The sequence below is a fragment of the Rahnella laticis genome, assembly GCF_015644585.1.
GTDB classification, from domain to species: Bacteria; Pseudomonadota; Gammaproteobacteria; order Enterobacterales; family Enterobacteriaceae; genus Rahnella; species Rahnella laticis.
Genome location: NZ_JADOBI010000018.1, coordinates 85,659 through 102,856, shown reverse-complemented (window position 1 = coordinate 102,856; position 17,198 = coordinate 85,659). Strand labels below are relative to the sequence as shown.

Below are 17,198 nucleotides of genomic sequence, written 5' to 3'. Positions count from 1 at the left end.
TAATAATTCAACTAAATGAATTACTGCTTGGTCACTCTAAGACTTGATATTTTTTGCCACCGAAGTGGCTGATATCGTCTTGTGAGTGCCCACACAGATTGTCTGATAAATTGTTAAAGAGCAGTGAGTTACGCGCTTTCGCTTGCTAACTCGAGGTGGCGTATATTACGCTTTTCTCATTCAGTGTCAACCGTTTATTTCATCCGGTTGCCGCTGTTTTTAATCTTTCCGACCCGGTCACTTCGTGATGTTGTTCACGTTGTTCCCTGTCGATGGAGCGGCATTATAGGGAGTTCTCAGCAGGCCGCAACCCCTAATTTCAATTATTTTATCAACCGTTCAGAAAAACATCGAATGCGTTAATTACGCTCAATGAATGAATAAAAAACGGGCTCCAAATCACTTTGGAGCCCGTAATTGGCTTTTAACCTACTGATTATTGTCTTGCGACAATGTGATCATTTTCCACATCAACAGTAATTGGCTTACCTGGAATCAGCTTACCTGACAAGATTTGCTGCGCCAGCGGGTTTTCAATCTCCTGCTGGATGGCACGTTTCAACGGACGCGCACCATAAACAGGGTCAAACCCGGTATTGCCAAGCAGTTCAAGCGCGGCATCAGTCAGCGTTGCTGAATAGCCGTGTTCTTCCAGACGTTTATACAAACGCTCCAGCTGAATCTTCGCGATATTCTTGATATGCGCATGACCCAGTGGATGGAACACAACAACTTCATCTATACGGTTGATGAATTCCGGACGGAAGCTGTGTGTCACCACTTCCATGACGGATTCTTTCATCTGCGCATAGCTGGCTTCGCCAAAATGCTGCTGGATAATGTCGGAGCCCAGGTTAGAAGTCATGATCACTACCGTATTACGGAAGTCGACCGTTCTGCCCTGCCCGTCGGTCAGACGCCCATCGTCCAACACCTGCAATAAGATGTTGAAGACATCCGGGTGCGCCTTTTCTACTTCATCTAATAAGATGACGGAATAAGGACGGCGACGAACAGCTTCAGTCAGGTAGCCACCTTCTTCATAACCGACATATCCCGGAGGCGCACCAACCAGACGTGAAACCGAGTGCTTCTCCATAAACTCTGACATATCGATACGGACCATCGCGTCATCACTGTTAAACAGGAATGTCGCCAACGCCTTACACAGTTCCGTTTTACCGACACCGGTCGGCCCGAGGAACAGGAATGACCCGATCGGACGGTTTGGATCTGACAACCCGGCGCGGCTACGACGGATAGCATTCGATACCGCTTCCACCGCTTCGTTCTGACCGATCACCCGGTTATGCAGCTCTTCTTCCATCCGCAGCAGTTTTTCACGTTCACTTTCCAGCATGCGTGCCACCGGAATCCCGGTCCAGCGCGCCAGTACGTCGGCGATTTCCACATCTGTTACGCGGTTGCGCAGCAGCTTCATGGTTTTACCTTCGGCCTGAGTCGCCGCAGCCAGCTGTTTTTCCAGCTCAGGAATTTTCCCGTACTGCAATTCTGACATCCGGCCCAGGTCACCAACACGTCGAGCCTGCTCAAGCGTAATTTTGGCCTGCTCAAGTTCAGCTTTAATATTCTGCGTACCGGTCAGTGACGCTTTTTCAGCTTTCCATTCTTCTTCAAGCTCAGAATATTCACGTTCTTTCTGGCTCAGTTCGGTTTCCAGCATTTCAAGGCGTTTAACACTGGCATCGTCAGACTCTTTCTTCAGCGCCTGCTGTTCCAGTTTAAGCTGGATGATACGGCGGTCGAGACGATCCAGAGACTCTGGTTTAGAGTCCATCTGCATACGAATACTGGACGCCGCTTCATCTATCAGGTCAATTGCTTTATCCGGCAACTGACGATCCGAGATGTAGCGGTGCGACAAAGTTGCCGCCGCAACGATCGCCGGATCGGTAATTTGCACATGGTGATGTAGCTCGTAGCGTTCTTTCAGCCCACGCAAAATCGCAATGGTGTCTTCGACTGAAGGCTCGGCCACAAACACTTTCTGGAAACGACGCTCTAATGCCGCATCCTTTTCAATGAACTGGCGATACTCATTTAACGTCGTCGCACCTACGCAGTGAAGTTCACCACGCGCCAGCGCCGGTTTCAGCATGTTACCGGCATCCATCGCGCCGTCCGCTTTACCTGCACCGACCATTGTGTGCAATTCGTCGATGAACAGAATGACGTTCCCTTCCTGTTTTGCCAGATCGCTCAACAGGCCTTTCAGACGTTCTTCAAATTCACCGCGATATTTCGCCCCGGCGACTAACGCGCCCATATCCAGGGACAACACGCGTTTGTTTTTCAGCCCTTCCGGGACTTCACCATTAATGATGCGCTGTGCCAGGCCTTCCGCAATAGCGGTTTTACCGACACCAGGCTCGCCAATCAGCACCGGGTTATTCTTGGTACGGCGTTGCAATACCTGAATAGTCCGGCGAATTTCTTCATCACGACCGATGACCGGGTCCAGTTTGCCCTGTTCGGCACGCTCGGTCAGATCGATAGTGAATTTCTTCAATGCCTGACGTTGGTCTTCGGCATTCTGATCATCCACTTTCTCACCTCCACGCATTTTATCGATAGCCGCAGTAATCTTCTCGGCCGTTGCGCCGCAGGCTTTCAACATATCAGTCAAAGAGCCACGGTCTTTCATGACGGCCAGAACGAAGAGTTCTGAGGAAATAAAGGTATCAGCGCGTTGCTGCGCCAATTTGTCACAAAGATTTAAAACACGTACCAGTTCGTGGGATGGTTGAACATCACCACCGGTACCTTCAACTTGCGGCAGACGCCCCAAAGCCTGATCAACATCCGTGCGCAGTTTCTGGGTATCAACCCCGGCTGCTGTTAATAAAGGACGCACGGTTCCGCCTTCCTGAGTGAACAAAGCACTCATGAGATGGACGGGTTCGATAAATTGATTGTCGCGCCCGAGCGCGAGAGACTGAGCATCCGCGAGGGCAAGCTGGAATTTGCTGGTAAGACGATCCAGACGCATAACACCTCCAATACTGAACAAAATTGCTACTGGAGATTAGATGAGGTCAACCCTCACGTTTTCAAGGTTATCTTGGCAGTATATTCAGAGGACAGCTGCTATGCGCGATGGAACGTCTTGATTCGACAGGTTATATCAGCCAAATTAAACTTGCCAGCCGCCCGGTAATTCCGTCGCGCCGGTAAGAGTAAAATTGGGTACTATCTGACACAGTACAATACTCGCCACCATAAATAGCCGTGACGCCCGCCGCCTGTAGCCTTAGCCGGGCAAGCAGGAAAATATCCGCCATGAATTTCTCACCCGCAGGCACAAATGCGGCCGATGATGCGGAGTCAAAAGCCATAAACGCTTCACGTACTTCGCCCCCGACTTCAAACTGCGACGGCCCGATAGCCGGCCCTAGCCACGCCATTATCTTGTCAGGAGATGATGCAAAAAGGGATACCGTATTTTCCAGCACACCTTCGCACAATCCACGCCAGCCCGCATGCGCAGCTGCTACTTCATCACCGGCCTGATTACAGAAAAGGACCGGCAGGCAGTCAGCTGTCATGGCGGCGCACACTACACCCGGTTCACAGGTATATGCCGCATCGGCAACTAAAGCAGGAAGTGAAGGCGTTTGATGCGTCAGGTTAACAACATCGGTGCCATGAACCTGCTCCAGCCAATGTGGCGCAGACGGCAATCCACCGAGTTCGACCAGACGCTGACGATTCGCCGCGACATGTTCAGGGTGATCTCCAACATGTCCGCCGAGATTGAGCGAGCCATAAGGAGGCAAACTGATGCCTCCCTGACGGGTTGTTGCACATGACCGCACCGATGCCGGTTGCGGCCATTGAGGCTGGATAAGCGTACTCATTACCAGTTCATCTGATCCTTGAACTCTTCAGTATCGGCTTTCAGCGCATTAATCAGATCGACCATATCCTGAGGAAGCGGCGCATGCCATTCCATCTGGATACCGGTGACCGGATGATAAAGACGCAGCATAGTCGCGTGAAGAGCCTGACGATCGAATCCGCGCAGCATATTAATGAACGACTCGGAGGCACCTTTTGGCAGGCGCGGACGACCACCATAAAGCTGATCGCCTAACAAAGGATGGTTGATGTGAGCCATATGTACGCGGATCTGGTGCGTACGTCCGGACTCCAGGCGCAGGCGCAGACGCGTATGAGCACGGAAATGCTCCATGATGCGATAGTGCGTAGTGGCCGGTTTGCCTGTCAGATGGACCGCCATGTGCGTACGCTTGGTGGAATGGCGCGCAATCGGCTCATTCACTGTGCCGCCTGCCGTCATTGTACCAATCGCGACGGCTTCATATTCGCGGGTGATTTCGCGAGCCTGAAGTGCCGTCACCAGATGCGTTTGTGCCGGAACCGACTTCGCGACCACCATCAGACCGGTAGTATCTTTATCGAGACGGTGAACGATGCCACAGCGCGGAACGTCGATGATTGCAGGGTAATAATGAAGCAATGCATTGAGCACTGTTCCATCCGGATTCCCTGCACCCGGATGAACAACTAAATCGCGGGGTTTATTGATGACTAAAATATCAGTATCTTCATACACGATATCTAAAGCGATATCTTGTGGGAGCCAACGCGCTTCTTCTTCAATTTGCGCATCGATTGCGATAGCCTCGCCACCCAACACTTTTTCTTTTGGTTTGGTCACTTTTTTGCCATTGACCGTGACCCTGTCTTCAAGGATCCAATCTTTTATGCGAGATCTTGAATAATCAGGGAACAATTCGGCCAAAGCCTGATCTAACCGTTGACCGAGTTGAGATTCGGCCACCGTTGCGGTGAGTTGTACTTGTTGTGCCATATGCAGCTTCTTGGTTAACGTTGGGTTTTCACGGCGATGCCGTTTAAAATAATGTGCTATTGTAGCTGGTCTTTGTCGGGAGCTTAACGGACAGTCTCCCAGAATAACACCTGAGGATAATCAAAACGTCATGACGCGTGTGAAATATCTGGTGGCAGCAGCCACGTTGAGCCTGGCGCTGGTCGGTTGCTCCAGTTCCAAAGAAACGGTTCCCGATAATCCGCCTAACGTCCTTTATGCGACTGCCCAGCAAAAGCTGCAGGACGGTAACTTTAAAGGCGCGATTGCGCAATTAGAAGCGCTGGATAACCGCTATCCGTTTGGGCCTTACTCGCAGCAAGTTCAGTTAGATCTGATTTATGCCTATTACAAGTCTGCTGACTTGCCAATGGCTCAGGCTTCTATTGATCGCTTTATGCGCCTGAACCCAACCCATCCCAATATCGACTACGTCATGTACATGCGTGGTTTGACGGATATGGCGTTGGATGACAGTGCACTGCAAGGATTTTTCGGTGTTGATCGTTCAGACCGCGATCCACAGCATGCACGTGCAGCATTCCGTGATTTCAGCCAGCTAATCCACTCGTATCCAAACAGCCAGTACGCCACTGATGCGACGAAACGTTTGGTATTCCTGAAAGATCGTTTAGCGAAATACGAGCTGTCAGTGGTGCAATACTACACTAAACGTGGCGCTTACGTCGCTGTCGTTAACCGAGTAGAGCAAATGCTGAAAGATTATCCGGATACGAAAGCAACGCGCGACGCGCTGCCGTTGATGGAAAATGCCTACCGCGAACTGCAGCTGAACAACCAGGCTGACAAAGTCGCGAAAATTATTGCCGCCAATAGCGCAGCGTAATTTTACATGTCCGTACACAAACGGTAGCTCGGCTGCCGTTTTTTTTGGCTCTTTTTTGGGGAGTGAAAACAGAAAGGATAAAAAATGCGCGGCAAAATGCAGGGAAAAAGCGAAACAATAGCGTACTGATCCCATCAATCATGCCTGCTCCGGCAACAAGTCTCAAGACCTTTCCCGCCAGAAATTACCCTGGGTCACAGAATCTTCAAAGTTGACAAAAAGTGACAAAAAACCGTGGATTTGAGCACGCATTTCACAAAAAAGGCTGGTATGTTGGATTCATCGGAGACGGAAAAGAGAGGTAAGTCATATGACAGTTAATATTACCAGTAAACAAATGGACATCACTCCCGCGATTCGTGAACACATCGAAGGACGTCTGAAAAAACTGGATAAATGGCAAACTCAGCTCATTAACCCGCACGTAATCCTGTCGAAAGGACCTCAGGGATTTGTCGCCGATGCGACCATCAGTACACCGAATGGCACACTGGTTGCCAGTGCCACGCATGATGATATGTATGCTGCCCTTAACGACATGACCACAAAACTTGAGCGTCAGCTCAACAAAGCGCAGCATAAGGGTGAAGCCCGCCGTGCAGAATCCGGCGTCAAAGAACTCAATCTGGAACCGGTGCAGGAAGAAGAGGAATAACCGAGTTATCCGAAAGGCAGTTCACAACGCGCTCTCAGGAGCGCGTTTTTTGTGCCTGAAAGAAATCCTTATTGACACAGGGAAAACCCAGCGGTTACTTTAAGACTCAGTTCAACTCAATGGAAACAACACATACATGAATACCCGTCTGTTTTTCTTCGCATTCTTTTTTACCTTCCCCTGATTGGGAGGCGTTTCGTCGCGAAAGAATGAATGCGAAGACGAACAACAAAGCCTCCTGAAAAGGGGGCTTTTTTTATACCTGCGTTTCACACAATTTTGCTGAAAGAAAGAACATCAAAAAGGGTAATAACATGACCGAGAATTCATTACTGGCACTGCGCGAGCGCATCAGTGCATTAGATCTGAAACTGCTGGCCCTGCTGGCAGAACGACGTTCGATGGCGATTGAAGTCGCGCAATCCAAGATGCACTCTCACCGCCCTATTCGCGATAAAGAGCGCGAGATAGAACTGATTAATGCACTGATTCAGGAAGGAAAAAAACAGGGGCTGGACGGACATTACATCACCCGCGTTTATCAGCTTATTATCGAAGATTCCGTTCTGACACAGCAGGCACTTCTTCAGCAGCATCTGAACAAAACCAGTTCCGACTCCGCACGTATCGCGTTTCTTGGCCCGAAAGGCTCCTATTCTCACCTCGCCGCCCGTCAGTTTGCTGCCCGTCACTTCGATCAGTTCATCGAATGCGGCTGCCAGAAATTTCAGGATATCTTCTCGCAGGTAGAAACCGGTCAGGCAGATTACGCAGTGTTGCCTATCGAAAACACCAGTTCCGGCTCAATCAATGACGTTTACGATTTGCTGCAACACACCAGCTTGTCGATTGTCGGCGAACTGACTAACCCTATCGATCACTGCGTTCTGGTCGCGACCGATACGGACCTCTCGCAGATCCAGACGGTTTACAGCCATCCGCAGCCGTTCCAGCAGTGCAGCCAGTTCATCAACCGTTTCCCGCACTGGAAAATTGAATATTGCGAAAGCACCGCCGCCGCGATGGAAAAAGTGGCCGCCGCGAACTCCCCGCACGTGGCCGCATTAGGCAGCGAAGCCGGTGGCGCGCTGTATAAACTGCAAGTGCTTGAACACAATCTGGCGAACCAGAAGGAAAACATCACCCGCTTCATTATTCTGGCACGCAAAGCAATTGAAGTGACCGATCAGGTTCCTGCCAAAACCACGCTGATCATGGCGACTGGCCAGCAGGCAGGTGCGCTGGTGAATGCGCTGCTGGTTCTGCGCGATCAGGGCATCATCATGACGAAACTGGAATCTCGCCCGATTAACGGCAATCCGTGGGAAGAGATGTTTTATATCGATGTGCAGGCCAACCTGCGTTCGGAAGAGATGAAAAAAGCGCTGAAGGATCTGGCCCCGATCACACGTTCCCTGAAAGTGCTCGGCTGTTATCCCAGCGAAAACGTCGTTTCTGTCGATCTCTGACCGGTTATTTGAGCCAAAATAAAAGGGCGCTGCATCATGATGCGGCGCCCTTCTTTTTAACTGAATCAGCCTTTACTTACGGTTGTCGTTCGCCTGTCGCAATAACGCACCGCTTTCCTTCAGGAAGCGTGGCGCATAATCGCCAAACCAGTGCTCAACCTTTCTGAATTTGCTGATAAACGCGTCTTTATCACCGCTTTCCAGCAGCGCCAGCGCATCACCAAATCGCTGATAGTAACGCTTGATCAGTGCCAGATTGCTTTCGGAGGACATAATAATGTCTGCATAAAGCTGAGGATCCTGTGCAAACAGTCGCCCGACCATCGCCAGCTCGAGGCGGTAAATCGGAGAAGACAGCGCCAGCAATTGCTCAATCTGAACATTTTCTTCCGACAGATGTAAGCCGTACGCGAATGTCGCGAAGTGGCGCAACGCCTGAATAAATGCCATGTTCTGATCGTGTTCAACCGCACTGATTTTATGCAACCGCGCACCCCACACCTGCAACTGCTCCAGTAACCACTGGTATGCCTGCGGTTCGCGGCCATCGCAATACACCACAACCTGTTTTGCCAGGCTGCTGACATCCGGACCAAACATCGGATGCAGGCCAAGCACCGGGCCTTCGTGTACTGCCAGCATCGCCTGAAGCGGACGGTTTTTTACCGACGCCAGATCCACCAGAATGCAGTCATCAGGCAGTTTTGGCAGACGGGCAATCACCTCTTCGGTCAGATGAATCGGCACGCTGACAATCACCATTCCGGCATCCGCCAGTAATGTTTCCGCCTGTGGCCAGTCTTCCTGCTCCAGAACCTTGACCTGATAACCTGACAACTCCAGCAGACGGGTGAACAAACGCCCCATCTGCCCGTTTCCGCCGATAATCACTACCGGACGCAGCGCCGGATGCAACGTTTTGAAGCCTTTATCGTTTTCGCTTGAGTAGGATTCACGCATTACGCGGCGCAATACATCTTCAATCAGATCCGGCGGAACCCCGAGGTTCTGCGCTTCCTGACGGCGGGAGGCCAGCATTGCGGCTTCCCGTTCAGGCACATAAATCGGCAAACCATAACGGCTTTTGACTTCCCCGACTTCTGCAACCAGCGCCAGACGCCGTGATAAGAGATCTAACAACGCTTTATCGACGTCGTCGATCTGATCGCGCAACGCGTTAAGTTCTGCCACCATAAAAACTTACTCTCCTGCGATTCGTGCCGCCAGTGCGTCACCCAGTTCCTGATGCATGGTGCGTAACAGGTTTTCCGTGGTTTCCCAGTTGATACAGGCATCGGTTACCGACACACCGTATTTCATTTCTGAACGCGGTTGTTCAGAAGACTGGCTACCTTCGTTCAGATGGCTTTCCAGCATCAGGCCCGTAATAGAGCGGTTGCCGGCCTTAATCTGATCAATCACGGACTGAGCCACAACGGGCTGGCGACGATAGTCTTTGTTTGAGTTACCGTGACTGCAATCTATCATCAAGGAAGGATGGAGTCCCGCGTCACTCATCTGTTTTTCACACGCCTGAACATCCTGCGCGCTGTAGTTTGGCGTTTTGCCGCCGCGTAAAATCACGTGGCCGTCCGGGTTACCCTGAGTCTGCAACAGACAAACCTGCCCGGCCTGATTGATACCAACAAAACGGTGCGCCATTTCCGCTGCACGCATAGCATTGATTGCCGTGCCCAGGCTGCCGTCGGTACCGTTTTTGAAGCCTACCGGCATGGACAGACCTGACGCCATTTCGCGGTGAGTCTGAGATTCTGTCGTACGCGCACCGATAGCCGACCAGCTGAACAAATCGCCTAAGTACTGCGGGCTGTTTGGATCCAGCGCTTCGGTCGCCAGCGGTAATCCCATGCCAACCAGCTGCAACAGCAAATCACGCGCAATGTGCAAACCGGCTTCAACATCAAACGTGCCGTCCATGTGCGGGTCGTTGATCAAACCTTTCCAGCCTACCGTCGTGCGGGGCTTTTCGAAGTAAACACGCATCACGATGTACAGACGATCGCTCAGTTCCGCTGCCAGCGTTTTCAGGTGACGCGCGTAATCGAGCGCGGCGTCAACGTCATGAATGGAACAAGGACCACACACCACCAGCAGACGAGGATCACGACCATGCACAATATCAGCGATGGTTTTACGTGCTTCGGAAATGCTGGTTTCGTCACTGACGCTTAAAGGAAAGCGATTTTTCAATTCTTCCGGGGTGATCAGGATTTGTTCGGCAGTGATATGAACATTATTCAGGGCGTCTTTTTGCATGATGGTGTTCCGCTTATCAGGAAAATGGGCTGCCATTGAGGCATCTGCGGACAACATTAACACAGCGCGTAAACTTATCAAGCCTTAGTTGTAAACTTAAAATTACCATTAACAGCCATTAAACCGAAATACGGAAAGTTATGTTTACATAAAATCTTTAAGGGTTGAGCCTGCTGTACCGTGGAAATTACACACAGTGTGAAGGGATAAGGAAAAGTCAGATTGGGGAGTCAGAAAGATATGGGGAATTTTACGGGATTTCCCTCAGCATCCGGGCGGTTGCTGAGGGTGAAGAATTACAGATTGCGATCCAGCGTAATAAAGACCTGGCCTAACGCCGTGACTTCTTCCACGCCGCATTCGAAATGGCTGTCCTGCCGCGTCACTTTAATGCGATTTCCCGGAATACGCGCCACGTCATAGACATCCACATCACCATCGATATTCAAAAGCCAGCGCCCGTTGCCCGGAATTGTGCTGCCTAAATCGATGATCCAGGAGTGATTGCCTTTAACAATGTAAGCCGGTTCAGCCAGAGAACCGTCCAGTAAAGAAGGATCGGCTACCCATACGCCTTCCTCTTCCAGCGCACCACCTCGCAATCTCAACTTTTTAAGCTGAAGCACACTTGCAGAAGCGGATGATCCTGCGGACGGCGCATCCTGCATATTCCCTTTGCCCGTTGCAAGCCAGCGCAGTGAAACACCGGTATCCAGCGCACAGGCGACAACCACATCACCGGGAAAATAATCTCTTCTTACCCAGGTACTTATCGTTCCAGAGGATAACCCATACAGATCACCAAGTTCTTTCTGCATGCTAAAGCCGTAAGCCTGAAGCATACGCGTCAGAACGGCTTTTCCACCTTCGAGTTCATCTAATTGCATCTGGCGAAAACCCCTGGGCCTGTAAATATCATCTTGACAACTTGCAAATGCAAGCTTAGATTGATTATGTAATGTACCAATAGAAAGCCATGATACCAAATTTACGGCGCAGTGGAGAATCCGCAATGCGTTCCTGAAGCAACAGGCGGCAAAGAGAGGAGGATCTCCTGCTCACGGAATGGGGTCATTGAGGAGGGGTTATGTTTTTAGGCACAGAGCAGCAGCGGCTGACAGGCTTGCGCCAGATCGCGTATTTAAAGGAAACCTATTTTTCTGACAGTAAAAATAAACTGGAAACAATTTTTGATCAGACTTCGGACAAATTGAAAACCACATTATGTTTCCATGCCGGACTTAAGCGCCGTCATACCTTATTAACGTATTCAGAATTAAAACCCGAGGAGCAATTAAAAATTGCTCAGGCCCTATTATCCCTGCGCCATTTTACCGCGCGATATACAGGAGAATTTTGCTGATGGCTGACTGGATGGATGAATCCCAGGAATATCAGTTAACTGTTTTACAGGAACAAATCGCCCGTGCAACCCGCACGTCGCGCGCCCCGTCTGCATACTTCTGTGAGGATTGTGAGTGTGCTATACCTGAAAAGCGCAGAAAGATTATTCCGGGCGTTCAGCGTTGTATTGAGTGTCAGGAGATTAATGAGCTCAGGAAAAAGAATTACCGCCCTGTATAAGTCACTTTTCTTTTTCAGTTTTTAATAAATTCATTCTGGAAATATTCCTTTTCCGGGAAGGCATGTTGCTGCCTTTTTTCTGCAAAACCGTTTGGGGGAAATAGTTTATGAAAATTAATCTGCCGGAGATAACGTCATCTTCTGCGTTCGCTCCCTTAACCGGAAAAAATGAAGCCGGTCCGTGGTGGTGGAATGCGCCGCGCCCGGCAATAAGCAGCCCGTTGGAAAAACCGCTGAGCCGTGATTTTTGCCAGCGCCAGCAGGCGGCACTTTCTCAGATTGCCGCCCTTCCGCGCTGCCTGCGCGCCCCCCTGCATCAGCGGTATCAGTTTTTACTGGAGACAAAAGGCGTGCGCCCGGCATTTCATTTCCTGATGACCGTGTTTGTACAACGATTATGGCCGCGTATTCTGCGGGTCAGCGCGCGCCACAGGCTTTACCGCCAGTATTCGGAAAAACTGCTGATGGAAGAGGAAACCTTCAACCGCCTGCCCGATCTTAATGATGATGCGCTGAAGCGGCTGGCAAACACTCTGGCCATTCATATGCAGGGTGCTTACGAACATCATTGCGAACGCTGGCTGGAACAGATGCCTGAACCGGACGTTTTACTGCAAGACAGCACGCAGCGTGAGATTTTCGGGCATCTGTCGGCGATGGCGCGTTCCGTTCGCGTTCAGCCACTGTACTGGAATGCATGGCAAAAAGGCCGGATGACCGCAGAAGTGGCGGTCGCCAGCATTTCCCGGCTGGTCAGCGGTGAATGGTGGGAAAGGCAACTGCGTTCGCAGCAACGTCTGTGGCGCGAAGCGCTGATGATTGCCTGCGGTTATGTAAACCGGTCTGCTTCGCCTTATGCCAGCAAAAATGCCATCCGTGACGTGGTTTCCCGCCGCCTCTCCACGCTCAATTACCTGAAGCAGTGTGAGCTGGAAAACGTCGAATCCGGTGACAGACTGAGCCTGCTGGATACCGTTTTAGCCAGCGTTTCGAACCCTAAACTGCGGCGTATGGAATTGATGACTCTGATTGCCGGCGTCGAAGATGTTGCCTGTCAGCAGGAGGATCGGGGCCTGTTCATCACGCTGACGACACCGTCAAAATACCATCCGATGAAAACTTACAGCCAGTATTCAGCCCCGACGTTCAATCCCAAATGGAATCAGCACGCTTTTACGCCTAAAAATGCGCAAAGATACCTGGTCGCCGTCTGGGCAAAAATCCGCACCACGTTTAAAGATAAAGGCCTGAAAGTGTACGGCGTCCGCGTAGTTGAGCCCCATCACGACGGAACGCCACACTGGCATATGATGTTGTTCACGCCGCCTGAACAGCAGCAAAAAGTGATCGACGTGATGCGCCGTTACGCGCTTGAAGACGATCCCGATGAACCCGGCGCAGCGGAATCCCGCTTTCACTGCAAACCGCTCAACCGCGGAGGCGCTGCCGGGTACATCGCCAAATATGTCGCTAAAAATATCGATGGCTACGCGCTCGAAGGCGAAACCGATCATGATTCTGGCCGGTTGCTGACCGATGTCGCCACCGCCGTCACCGCCTGGGCATCGACCTGGCGGATCCCCCAGTTTCACGCCATTGGCATCCCTTCTGTCGGTGCCTGGCGCGAGTGCCGCCGAATCAGAAACCAGAGCCTCGCCAGCCGGTTTGACGAACGCGTTGAAGAAGTTCGCAGCTCGGCGGATCAGGGAAATTTTTCCCGTTACATTCAGGCGCAGGGCGGCATCCATATCCGGCGAAAAGATCAGACCGTGCGCGTTGCCCGCAAAATCAGTGAACAGCTCAACGCTTACGATGAACCGAGACAAAAAGTCATCGGCATTTATGCGCCGCATATCGGCGAGTCGCAGATATTCCTGACGCATACCGAACAATGGCGCATTGTCCGTTTGCGCCAGCCACGCCCTGAAATCCCGCCTTTTGCTCACCTTGGAGTTCTGTCAATAACTGTGGATCGGTTTCCCTGCCGGGATTGCTGAAATCCATACAAAAACCGCGCCAATAAAAATTTCCGCATTAATTCAATGAATTATATTTTTTAAAATGCTCTGAGTGTTGACGTATTAGATCAATTAAAGAATACTGTATATAAACACAGTATCTGGCGAGGGGAGAAAATGGAAAACCTGACTAAACAACAGCTAACGTTGTCCAGGATACAATTGATCGCAGACATTTCGCAGACAGCGCAATGCAATCCAAAAGAATTTCTTGTCGTGATGTCACTGATTTCTGAACTGGCTGGCCAGGCTCTGACCGGTGAGGATCAGGACGCGCTCTGTTACCACGGGAGCGCAGACGAAGCACACTGAAAACCTGATCTGCGGGCGGTATTTTCCTGTTGTGGCGCTTACTCCTCCGGCTTCTGTTCGGGCTAAGCGCCCCGCCATTTCTCCCTCTTCAATTCCCTGTTGTGCCACACGTTTAACAACCCTCTCAGATTGCTGCCTCCGGCCATATTCCGCAGACTGATTTCACCTCCTGACGATTTCACTCACTTGCGGAGAAAACCGATGAAACTCTATGCAGAACAGGGCGATACCCTCGATTCCATGTGCTGGCGTTATTACGGCCGCACCGCGGTTGTCGTGGAAAAAGTGTACGCCGCCAATAAAGGCATTGCGGACTTAGGCCCGTTATTGCCACACGGCACCGCCGTTGAAATGCCTGATATCGCTGAACAACCGGTTCAGGAAGCGATCAAGTTATGGGACTGAATACTGAACGCATCAGCTCGGCCTGCGCCTATTTCATTGCCACGTCGCTGACCTGGCTGGCGGGTCTGACATCGCAGGATGTGGCCTTTTTAGTCGGATCCGGCGTGGGCGTCGGCACTTTTCTCGTCAACTGGTATTACCGGCGTAAAAGCTTCCAGCTTCTGGCGCGCAGCAACCTCAATCCGAACACCTATGAAGACCTCAACTCTTAAGCGGTGCAGCGCCGCCGCGGTTCTGGCGCTGATGGCAGCGCTGCCCGGTTATCACGCCTTACAAGTTTCAGATGAAGGGCTGCGGCTGATTACTGACTTTGAAGGCTGCCAGCTGCACCCCTATCAGTGCAGCGCGGGCGTCTGGACCAGCGGCATTGGCCATACGGCAGGCGTGGTCCCCGGAAAAGCGATCACCGAGCATCAGGCGGCTGAAAACCTGTTGCAGGATATTCAGCAAACCGAGCGCGCCGTTAAAAAGTGCATGCCCGCCGACATGCCCCAGCCGGTCTTTGATGCCGTGGTGTCATTTAGTTTTAACGTCGGTACCGGCGCGGCTTGCAAATCCACGCTGGCGTATTTCATCAACAAACAACAATGGCGGCAGGCCTGCGGACAACTTCCTCGCTGGATTTATGTGAAAGGCCAGCGCAGCAGCGGGCTGGAACGCCGGAGAAACGCTGAATTCACCGTTTGCCTGAAGGGAATTGAATGAAAGCAATGCTGGCACTTCTGGCAGGAATGGCGCTGTTAATCGTCATCCTGCTGCTTTCCAACCGTTCACTACAGCACGACCTCAACAACGCCGTTCAGCAGCACGCCGCGCTGACCGCGCAATTACACCAGCGGGATCAACTGATTACAGAGCTGAATCAGCAAATGCAGCAACGCGCGGAAGCCGAACTGGCGTTACGTCAGGACCTGAGCACCGCCGCGCAGGTAATGCAATCCCGGGAACAGGAACGGCAAAGGAGCCTTCATGACAATCCGCAATCGCGCCGGTGGGCTGACGCTGAGCTGCCTGCTGATGTTAGCCGGCTGCACGACCGGCCAGCCTTCAGCTCCGCCAGCGATTATTTACATTGGCTGTCCGGCGGTCAGTTCCTGCCCGGTTCCGTCCAGCCATCCGCGCACTAACGCGGCACTGAGCGCCGATATTCTCCAGCTGGAATCCGCCCTGCTGAGCTGCGGCCTGCAGATTGAGACCATCAAAAAGTGTCAGGAGGCACAACATGCAAAAACCACTACAGCTAAAACAACGGCTGATTGAGCAAATCCCCTTTTTCCAATCCGCCCCTGAAAAGCTGGTGATGACCACCGGCGCGGGAAATGTCATCGCCACCTCGGCCTCTTCACTTTCTTTCGAATATCGCTATCCGCTGACGTTAAGCGTCAGCAACGACAACGCGCCCGATGAAAGTCTGACTGACCAGATGGTGGTCGCCATCCTCGACTGGCTCCGGGTCAATCAGCCTGAGATTCTGGGCAACGCAACGCACCGGCTGACCGATTTTGCATTTGTGCAGCCAGGCACAGCGCTGTCATTCACGCTGCAACTCACCGAGCGGGTTCAGGTCGCCGACGAAAATGGCGTACGGACGATCACTCACCTGCCGGAACCGCCGCTGCCGGAGAACGTCGCGTTGCCGCGCCAGGTTTATCTCAACGGAGAACTGATCAGCAGCTGGACCGAATAACCCGATAACAACTGTTGTGCCATCCGCTGGCAGACGGCCATCAGTTGTCGCTCAACCCTGTGAAACGGCATCCTTTATCCCATGAATACAAACTTTCAACTCAACGACATCATGCGTCTGATTGGCAATCTGGTGCGCATCGGAACGGTGTCAGAACTGGATTTACCCAACGCCCGCTGCCGCGTCACGACCGGAAGCAACGTGACGGCGTGGTTGCCGTGGATGACACACCGCGCAGGCCGAACCCGCAGCTGGTGGGCGCCCTCTCCGGGCGAACAGGTTTTACTGCTGTCGATGGGCGGCGAGCTCAATACCGCTTTCGTCTTACCGGCCGTGTTTTCCAATGCTTCACCGGCGCCGTCGGCTTCAGCTGATGCCCTGCATCTGGCATTTCCGGACGGCGCGATTTTTGAGTACGAACCGGCGAACGGCGCCCTGAAAGTCAGCGGCATCAAAACAGCAGTGATCGACGCGTCTGAGCAGGTTGATGTCACCGCGCCGGAAATCCGCTGCACGGCCAGCACGCGCATCACGCTGGATACGCCGGAAGTCGTCTGCACCCGCAAACTGACCACCGGCTCTCTTGAAGTTAAACAAGGCGGCACGCTGACCGGCAATTTAACCCACAGCGGCGGAAGCCTGACGTCCAACGGCATCGTGGTACATACCCATCGCCACAGCGGCGTACAGACTGGCGGCGGTCAAACCGGAGGCCCGCAATGAGTAATCCAAAGTACCTGGGAATGAACAAAAACAGCGGCACGGCGATTGAAGATTTCGATCATATCCGCCAGTCCGTAAGCGATATTTTGAACACACCGGCCGGTTCCAGAGTGATGCGCCGGAACTACGGTTCGCTGCTTTCATCGCTCATCGATCAGCCGCAAAACGACGCACTGCGGCTGCAAATGATGGCGATCTGCTACACCGCATTGCTGCACTGGGAACCGCGTATTTCACTCTCGGCCATTACTTTTGACACCGGTTACACCGGCAAAATGGTCGTGGAACTGACCGGAAACCGTAGCGATACGGCAACCGATTTCTCTCTCAATATTCCTGTGAGCTGAC

At 52.1% G+C, this 17,198-nt stretch carries 22 protein-coding genes and 1 other annotated feature; of the genes, 16 read left to right on the top strand and 6 right to left on the bottom strand.

From position 1 onward, the window contains the following. Positions 1 to 436: 436 nt before the first annotated feature. From clpB to rluD, 3 genes are all read right to left on the bottom strand, one after another. Positions 437 to 3,010 carry an ATP-dependent chaperone ClpB gene (gene clpB / locus IV433_RS25225; protein WP_195816487.1) on the bottom strand — a complete coding sequence of 858 codons (2,574 nt, stop codon included), beginning with the start codon at positions 3,008 to 3,010 and terminating at the stop codon, positions 437 to 439. Positions 3,011 to 3,140: 130 nt separating this feature from the next. Continuing rightward, positions 3,141 to 3,878 (bottom strand): purine nucleoside phosphorylase YfiH, encoded by a 738-nt coding sequence (gene yfiH, locus IV433_RS25220; RefSeq protein WP_195816486.1) that lies wholly within the window; start codon positions 3,876 to 3,878, stop codon positions 3,141 to 3,143. Continuing rightward, positions 3,878 to 4,855: a 23S rRNA pseudouridine(1911/1915/1917) synthase RluD gene (gene rluD, locus IV433_RS25215; RefSeq protein ID WP_195816485.1), complete on the bottom strand. Its 978-nt coding sequence runs from the start codon at positions 4,853 to 4,855 to the stop codon at positions 3,878 to 3,880. The genes yfiH and rluD overlap by 1 nt, the downstream gene beginning before the upstream one ends. A 130-nt stretch (positions 4,856 to 4,985) precedes the next feature. Here rluD and bamD point away from each other — a divergent pair, with 130 nt between their 5' ends. The 4 genes from bamD to pheA all read left to right on the top strand — a co-directional run bounded on the left by bamD (position 4,986) and on the right by pheA (position 7,844). Further along, positions 4,986 to 5,720: an outer membrane protein assembly factor BamD gene (gene bamD, locus IV433_RS25210; protein WP_195816484.1), complete on the top strand. Its 735-nt coding sequence runs from the start codon at positions 4,986 to 4,988 to the stop codon at positions 5,718 to 5,720. Between the two features lie 310 nt (positions 5,721 to 6,030). After that, complete coding sequence (gene raiA / locus IV433_RS25205; RefSeq protein WP_152323971.1) at positions 6,031 to 6,375, top strand: ribosome-associated translation inhibitor RaiA; 345 nt, start codon at positions 6,031 to 6,033, stop codon at positions 6,373 to 6,375. A 135-nt stretch (positions 6,376 to 6,510) separates the two neighbouring features. After that, positions 6,511 to 6,635 (top strand) — a sequence feature (Phe leader region). Further along, positions 6,512 to 6,559 carry a hypothetical protein gene (locus IV433_RS26440; protein WP_369794779.1) on the top strand — a complete coding sequence of 16 codons (48 nt, stop codon included), beginning with the start codon at positions 6,512 to 6,514 and terminating at the stop codon, positions 6,557 to 6,559. Its footprint overlaps the feature before it by 48 nt. A gap of 54 nt (positions 6,636 to 6,689) precedes the next feature. Next, positions 6,690 to 7,844 (top strand): bifunctional chorismate mutase/prephenate dehydratase, encoded by a 1,155-nt coding sequence (pheA, locus tag IV433_RS25200; RefSeq protein WP_101078507.1) that lies wholly within the window; start codon positions 6,690 to 6,692, stop codon positions 7,842 to 7,844. 72 nt (positions 7,845 to 7,916) lie between these two features. On the opposite strand, the gene tyrA is transcribed toward pheA, so the two are convergent. The 3 genes from tyrA to IV433_RS25185 all read right to left on the bottom strand — a co-directional run bounded on the left by tyrA (position 7,917) and on the right by IV433_RS25185 (position 11,008). Next, a complete protein-coding gene (gene tyrA, locus IV433_RS25195; protein ID WP_101078506.1) occupies positions 7,917 to 9,038 on the bottom strand; it encodes a bifunctional chorismate mutase/prephenate dehydrogenase in 1,122 nt (373 codons plus the stop codon). Between the two features lie 6 nt (positions 9,039 to 9,044). Continuing rightward, a complete protein-coding gene (locus IV433_RS25190; protein ID WP_195816483.1) occupies positions 9,045 to 10,121 on the bottom strand; it encodes a 3-deoxy-7-phosphoheptulonate synthase in 1,077 nt (358 codons plus the stop codon). A 296-nt stretch (positions 10,122 to 10,417) separates the two neighbouring features. Next, positions 10,418 to 11,008 carry a phage repressor protein CI gene (locus IV433_RS25185; protein ID WP_195816482.1) on the bottom strand — a complete coding sequence of 197 codons (591 nt, stop codon included), beginning with the start codon at positions 11,006 to 11,008 and terminating at the stop codon, positions 10,418 to 10,420. Between the two features lie 200 nt (positions 11,009 to 11,208). Here IV433_RS25185 and IV433_RS25180 point away from each other — a divergent pair, with 200 nt between their 5' ends. The 12 genes from IV433_RS25180 (at position 11,209) to IV433_RS25130 (ending at position 17,197) form a co-directional block, all read left to right on the top strand. Continuing rightward, positions 11,209 to 11,484, top strand: coding sequence for a DUF5347 family protein (locus tag IV433_RS25180; RefSeq protein WP_195816481.1), 276 nt, complete (start codon positions 11,209 to 11,211; stop codon positions 11,482 to 11,484). Further along, complete coding sequence (locus tag IV433_RS25175; RefSeq protein ID WP_195816480.1) at positions 11,484 to 11,705, top strand: TraR/DksA C4-type zinc finger protein; 222 nt, start codon at positions 11,484 to 11,486, stop codon at positions 11,703 to 11,705. Before IV433_RS25180 ends, IV433_RS25175 begins: the two co-directional genes overlap by 1 nt. A 107-nt stretch (positions 11,706 to 11,812) precedes the next feature. After that, on the top strand, positions 11,813 to 13,702 hold the full coding sequence (locus IV433_RS25170) for a replication endonuclease (protein WP_229893709.1): 1,890 nt from the start codon (positions 11,813 to 11,815) through the stop codon (positions 13,700 to 13,702). Positions 13,703 to 13,840: 138 nt separating this feature from the next. After that, entirely contained in the window at positions 13,841 to 14,035 is a 195-nt protein-coding gene (locus IV433_RS25165; RefSeq protein ID WP_152323979.1) for a hypothetical protein, read from the top strand. Between the two features lie 201 nt (positions 14,036 to 14,236). After that, the gene (locus IV433_RS25160; RefSeq protein ID WP_152323980.1) at positions 14,237 to 14,440 is read left to right on the top strand and encodes a tail protein X; all 204 of its coding nucleotides are present in this window, start codon (positions 14,237 to 14,239) and stop codon (positions 14,438 to 14,440) included. Beyond that, the gene (locus tag IV433_RS25155; protein ID WP_152323981.1) at positions 14,431 to 14,652 is read left to right on the top strand and encodes an HP1 family phage holin; all 222 of its coding nucleotides are present in this window, start codon (positions 14,431 to 14,433) and stop codon (positions 14,650 to 14,652) included. Before IV433_RS25160 ends, IV433_RS25155 begins: the two co-directional genes overlap by 10 nt. Beyond that, the gene (locus IV433_RS25150; protein ID WP_195816479.1) at positions 14,633 to 15,145 is read left to right on the top strand and encodes a lysozyme; all 513 of its coding nucleotides are present in this window, start codon (positions 14,633 to 14,635) and stop codon (positions 15,143 to 15,145) included. The genes IV433_RS25155 and IV433_RS25150 overlap by 20 nt, the downstream gene beginning before the upstream one ends. Beyond that, positions 15,142 to 15,567: an Rz-like lysis system protein LysB gene (gene lysB / locus IV433_RS25145; protein WP_195816478.1), complete on the top strand. Its 426-nt coding sequence runs from the start codon at positions 15,142 to 15,144 to the stop codon at positions 15,565 to 15,567. Before IV433_RS25150 ends, lysB begins: the two co-directional genes overlap by 4 nt. Next, entirely contained in the window at positions 15,458 to 15,700 is a 243-nt protein-coding gene (gene lysC, locus IV433_RS26255) for an Rz1-like lysis system protein LysC (RefSeq protein ID WP_229893707.1), read from the top strand. Before lysB ends, lysC begins: the two co-directional genes overlap by 110 nt. Beyond that, positions 15,663 to 16,127: a phage tail protein gene (locus IV433_RS25140; protein WP_195816477.1), complete on the top strand. Its 465-nt coding sequence runs from the start codon at positions 15,663 to 15,665 to the stop codon at positions 16,125 to 16,127. Before lysC ends, IV433_RS25140 begins: the two co-directional genes overlap by 38 nt. Before the next feature lie 81 nt (positions 16,128 to 16,208). Then, entirely contained in the window at positions 16,209 to 16,850 is a 642-nt protein-coding gene (locus IV433_RS25135; protein ID WP_195816476.1) for a phage baseplate assembly protein V, read from the top strand. After that, a complete protein-coding gene (locus IV433_RS25130) occupies positions 16,847 to 17,197 on the top strand; it encodes a GPW/gp25 family protein (protein ID WP_195816475.1) in 351 nt (116 codons plus the stop codon). Before IV433_RS25135 ends, IV433_RS25130 begins: the two co-directional genes overlap by 4 nt. Position 17,198: the final 1 nt, after the last annotated feature.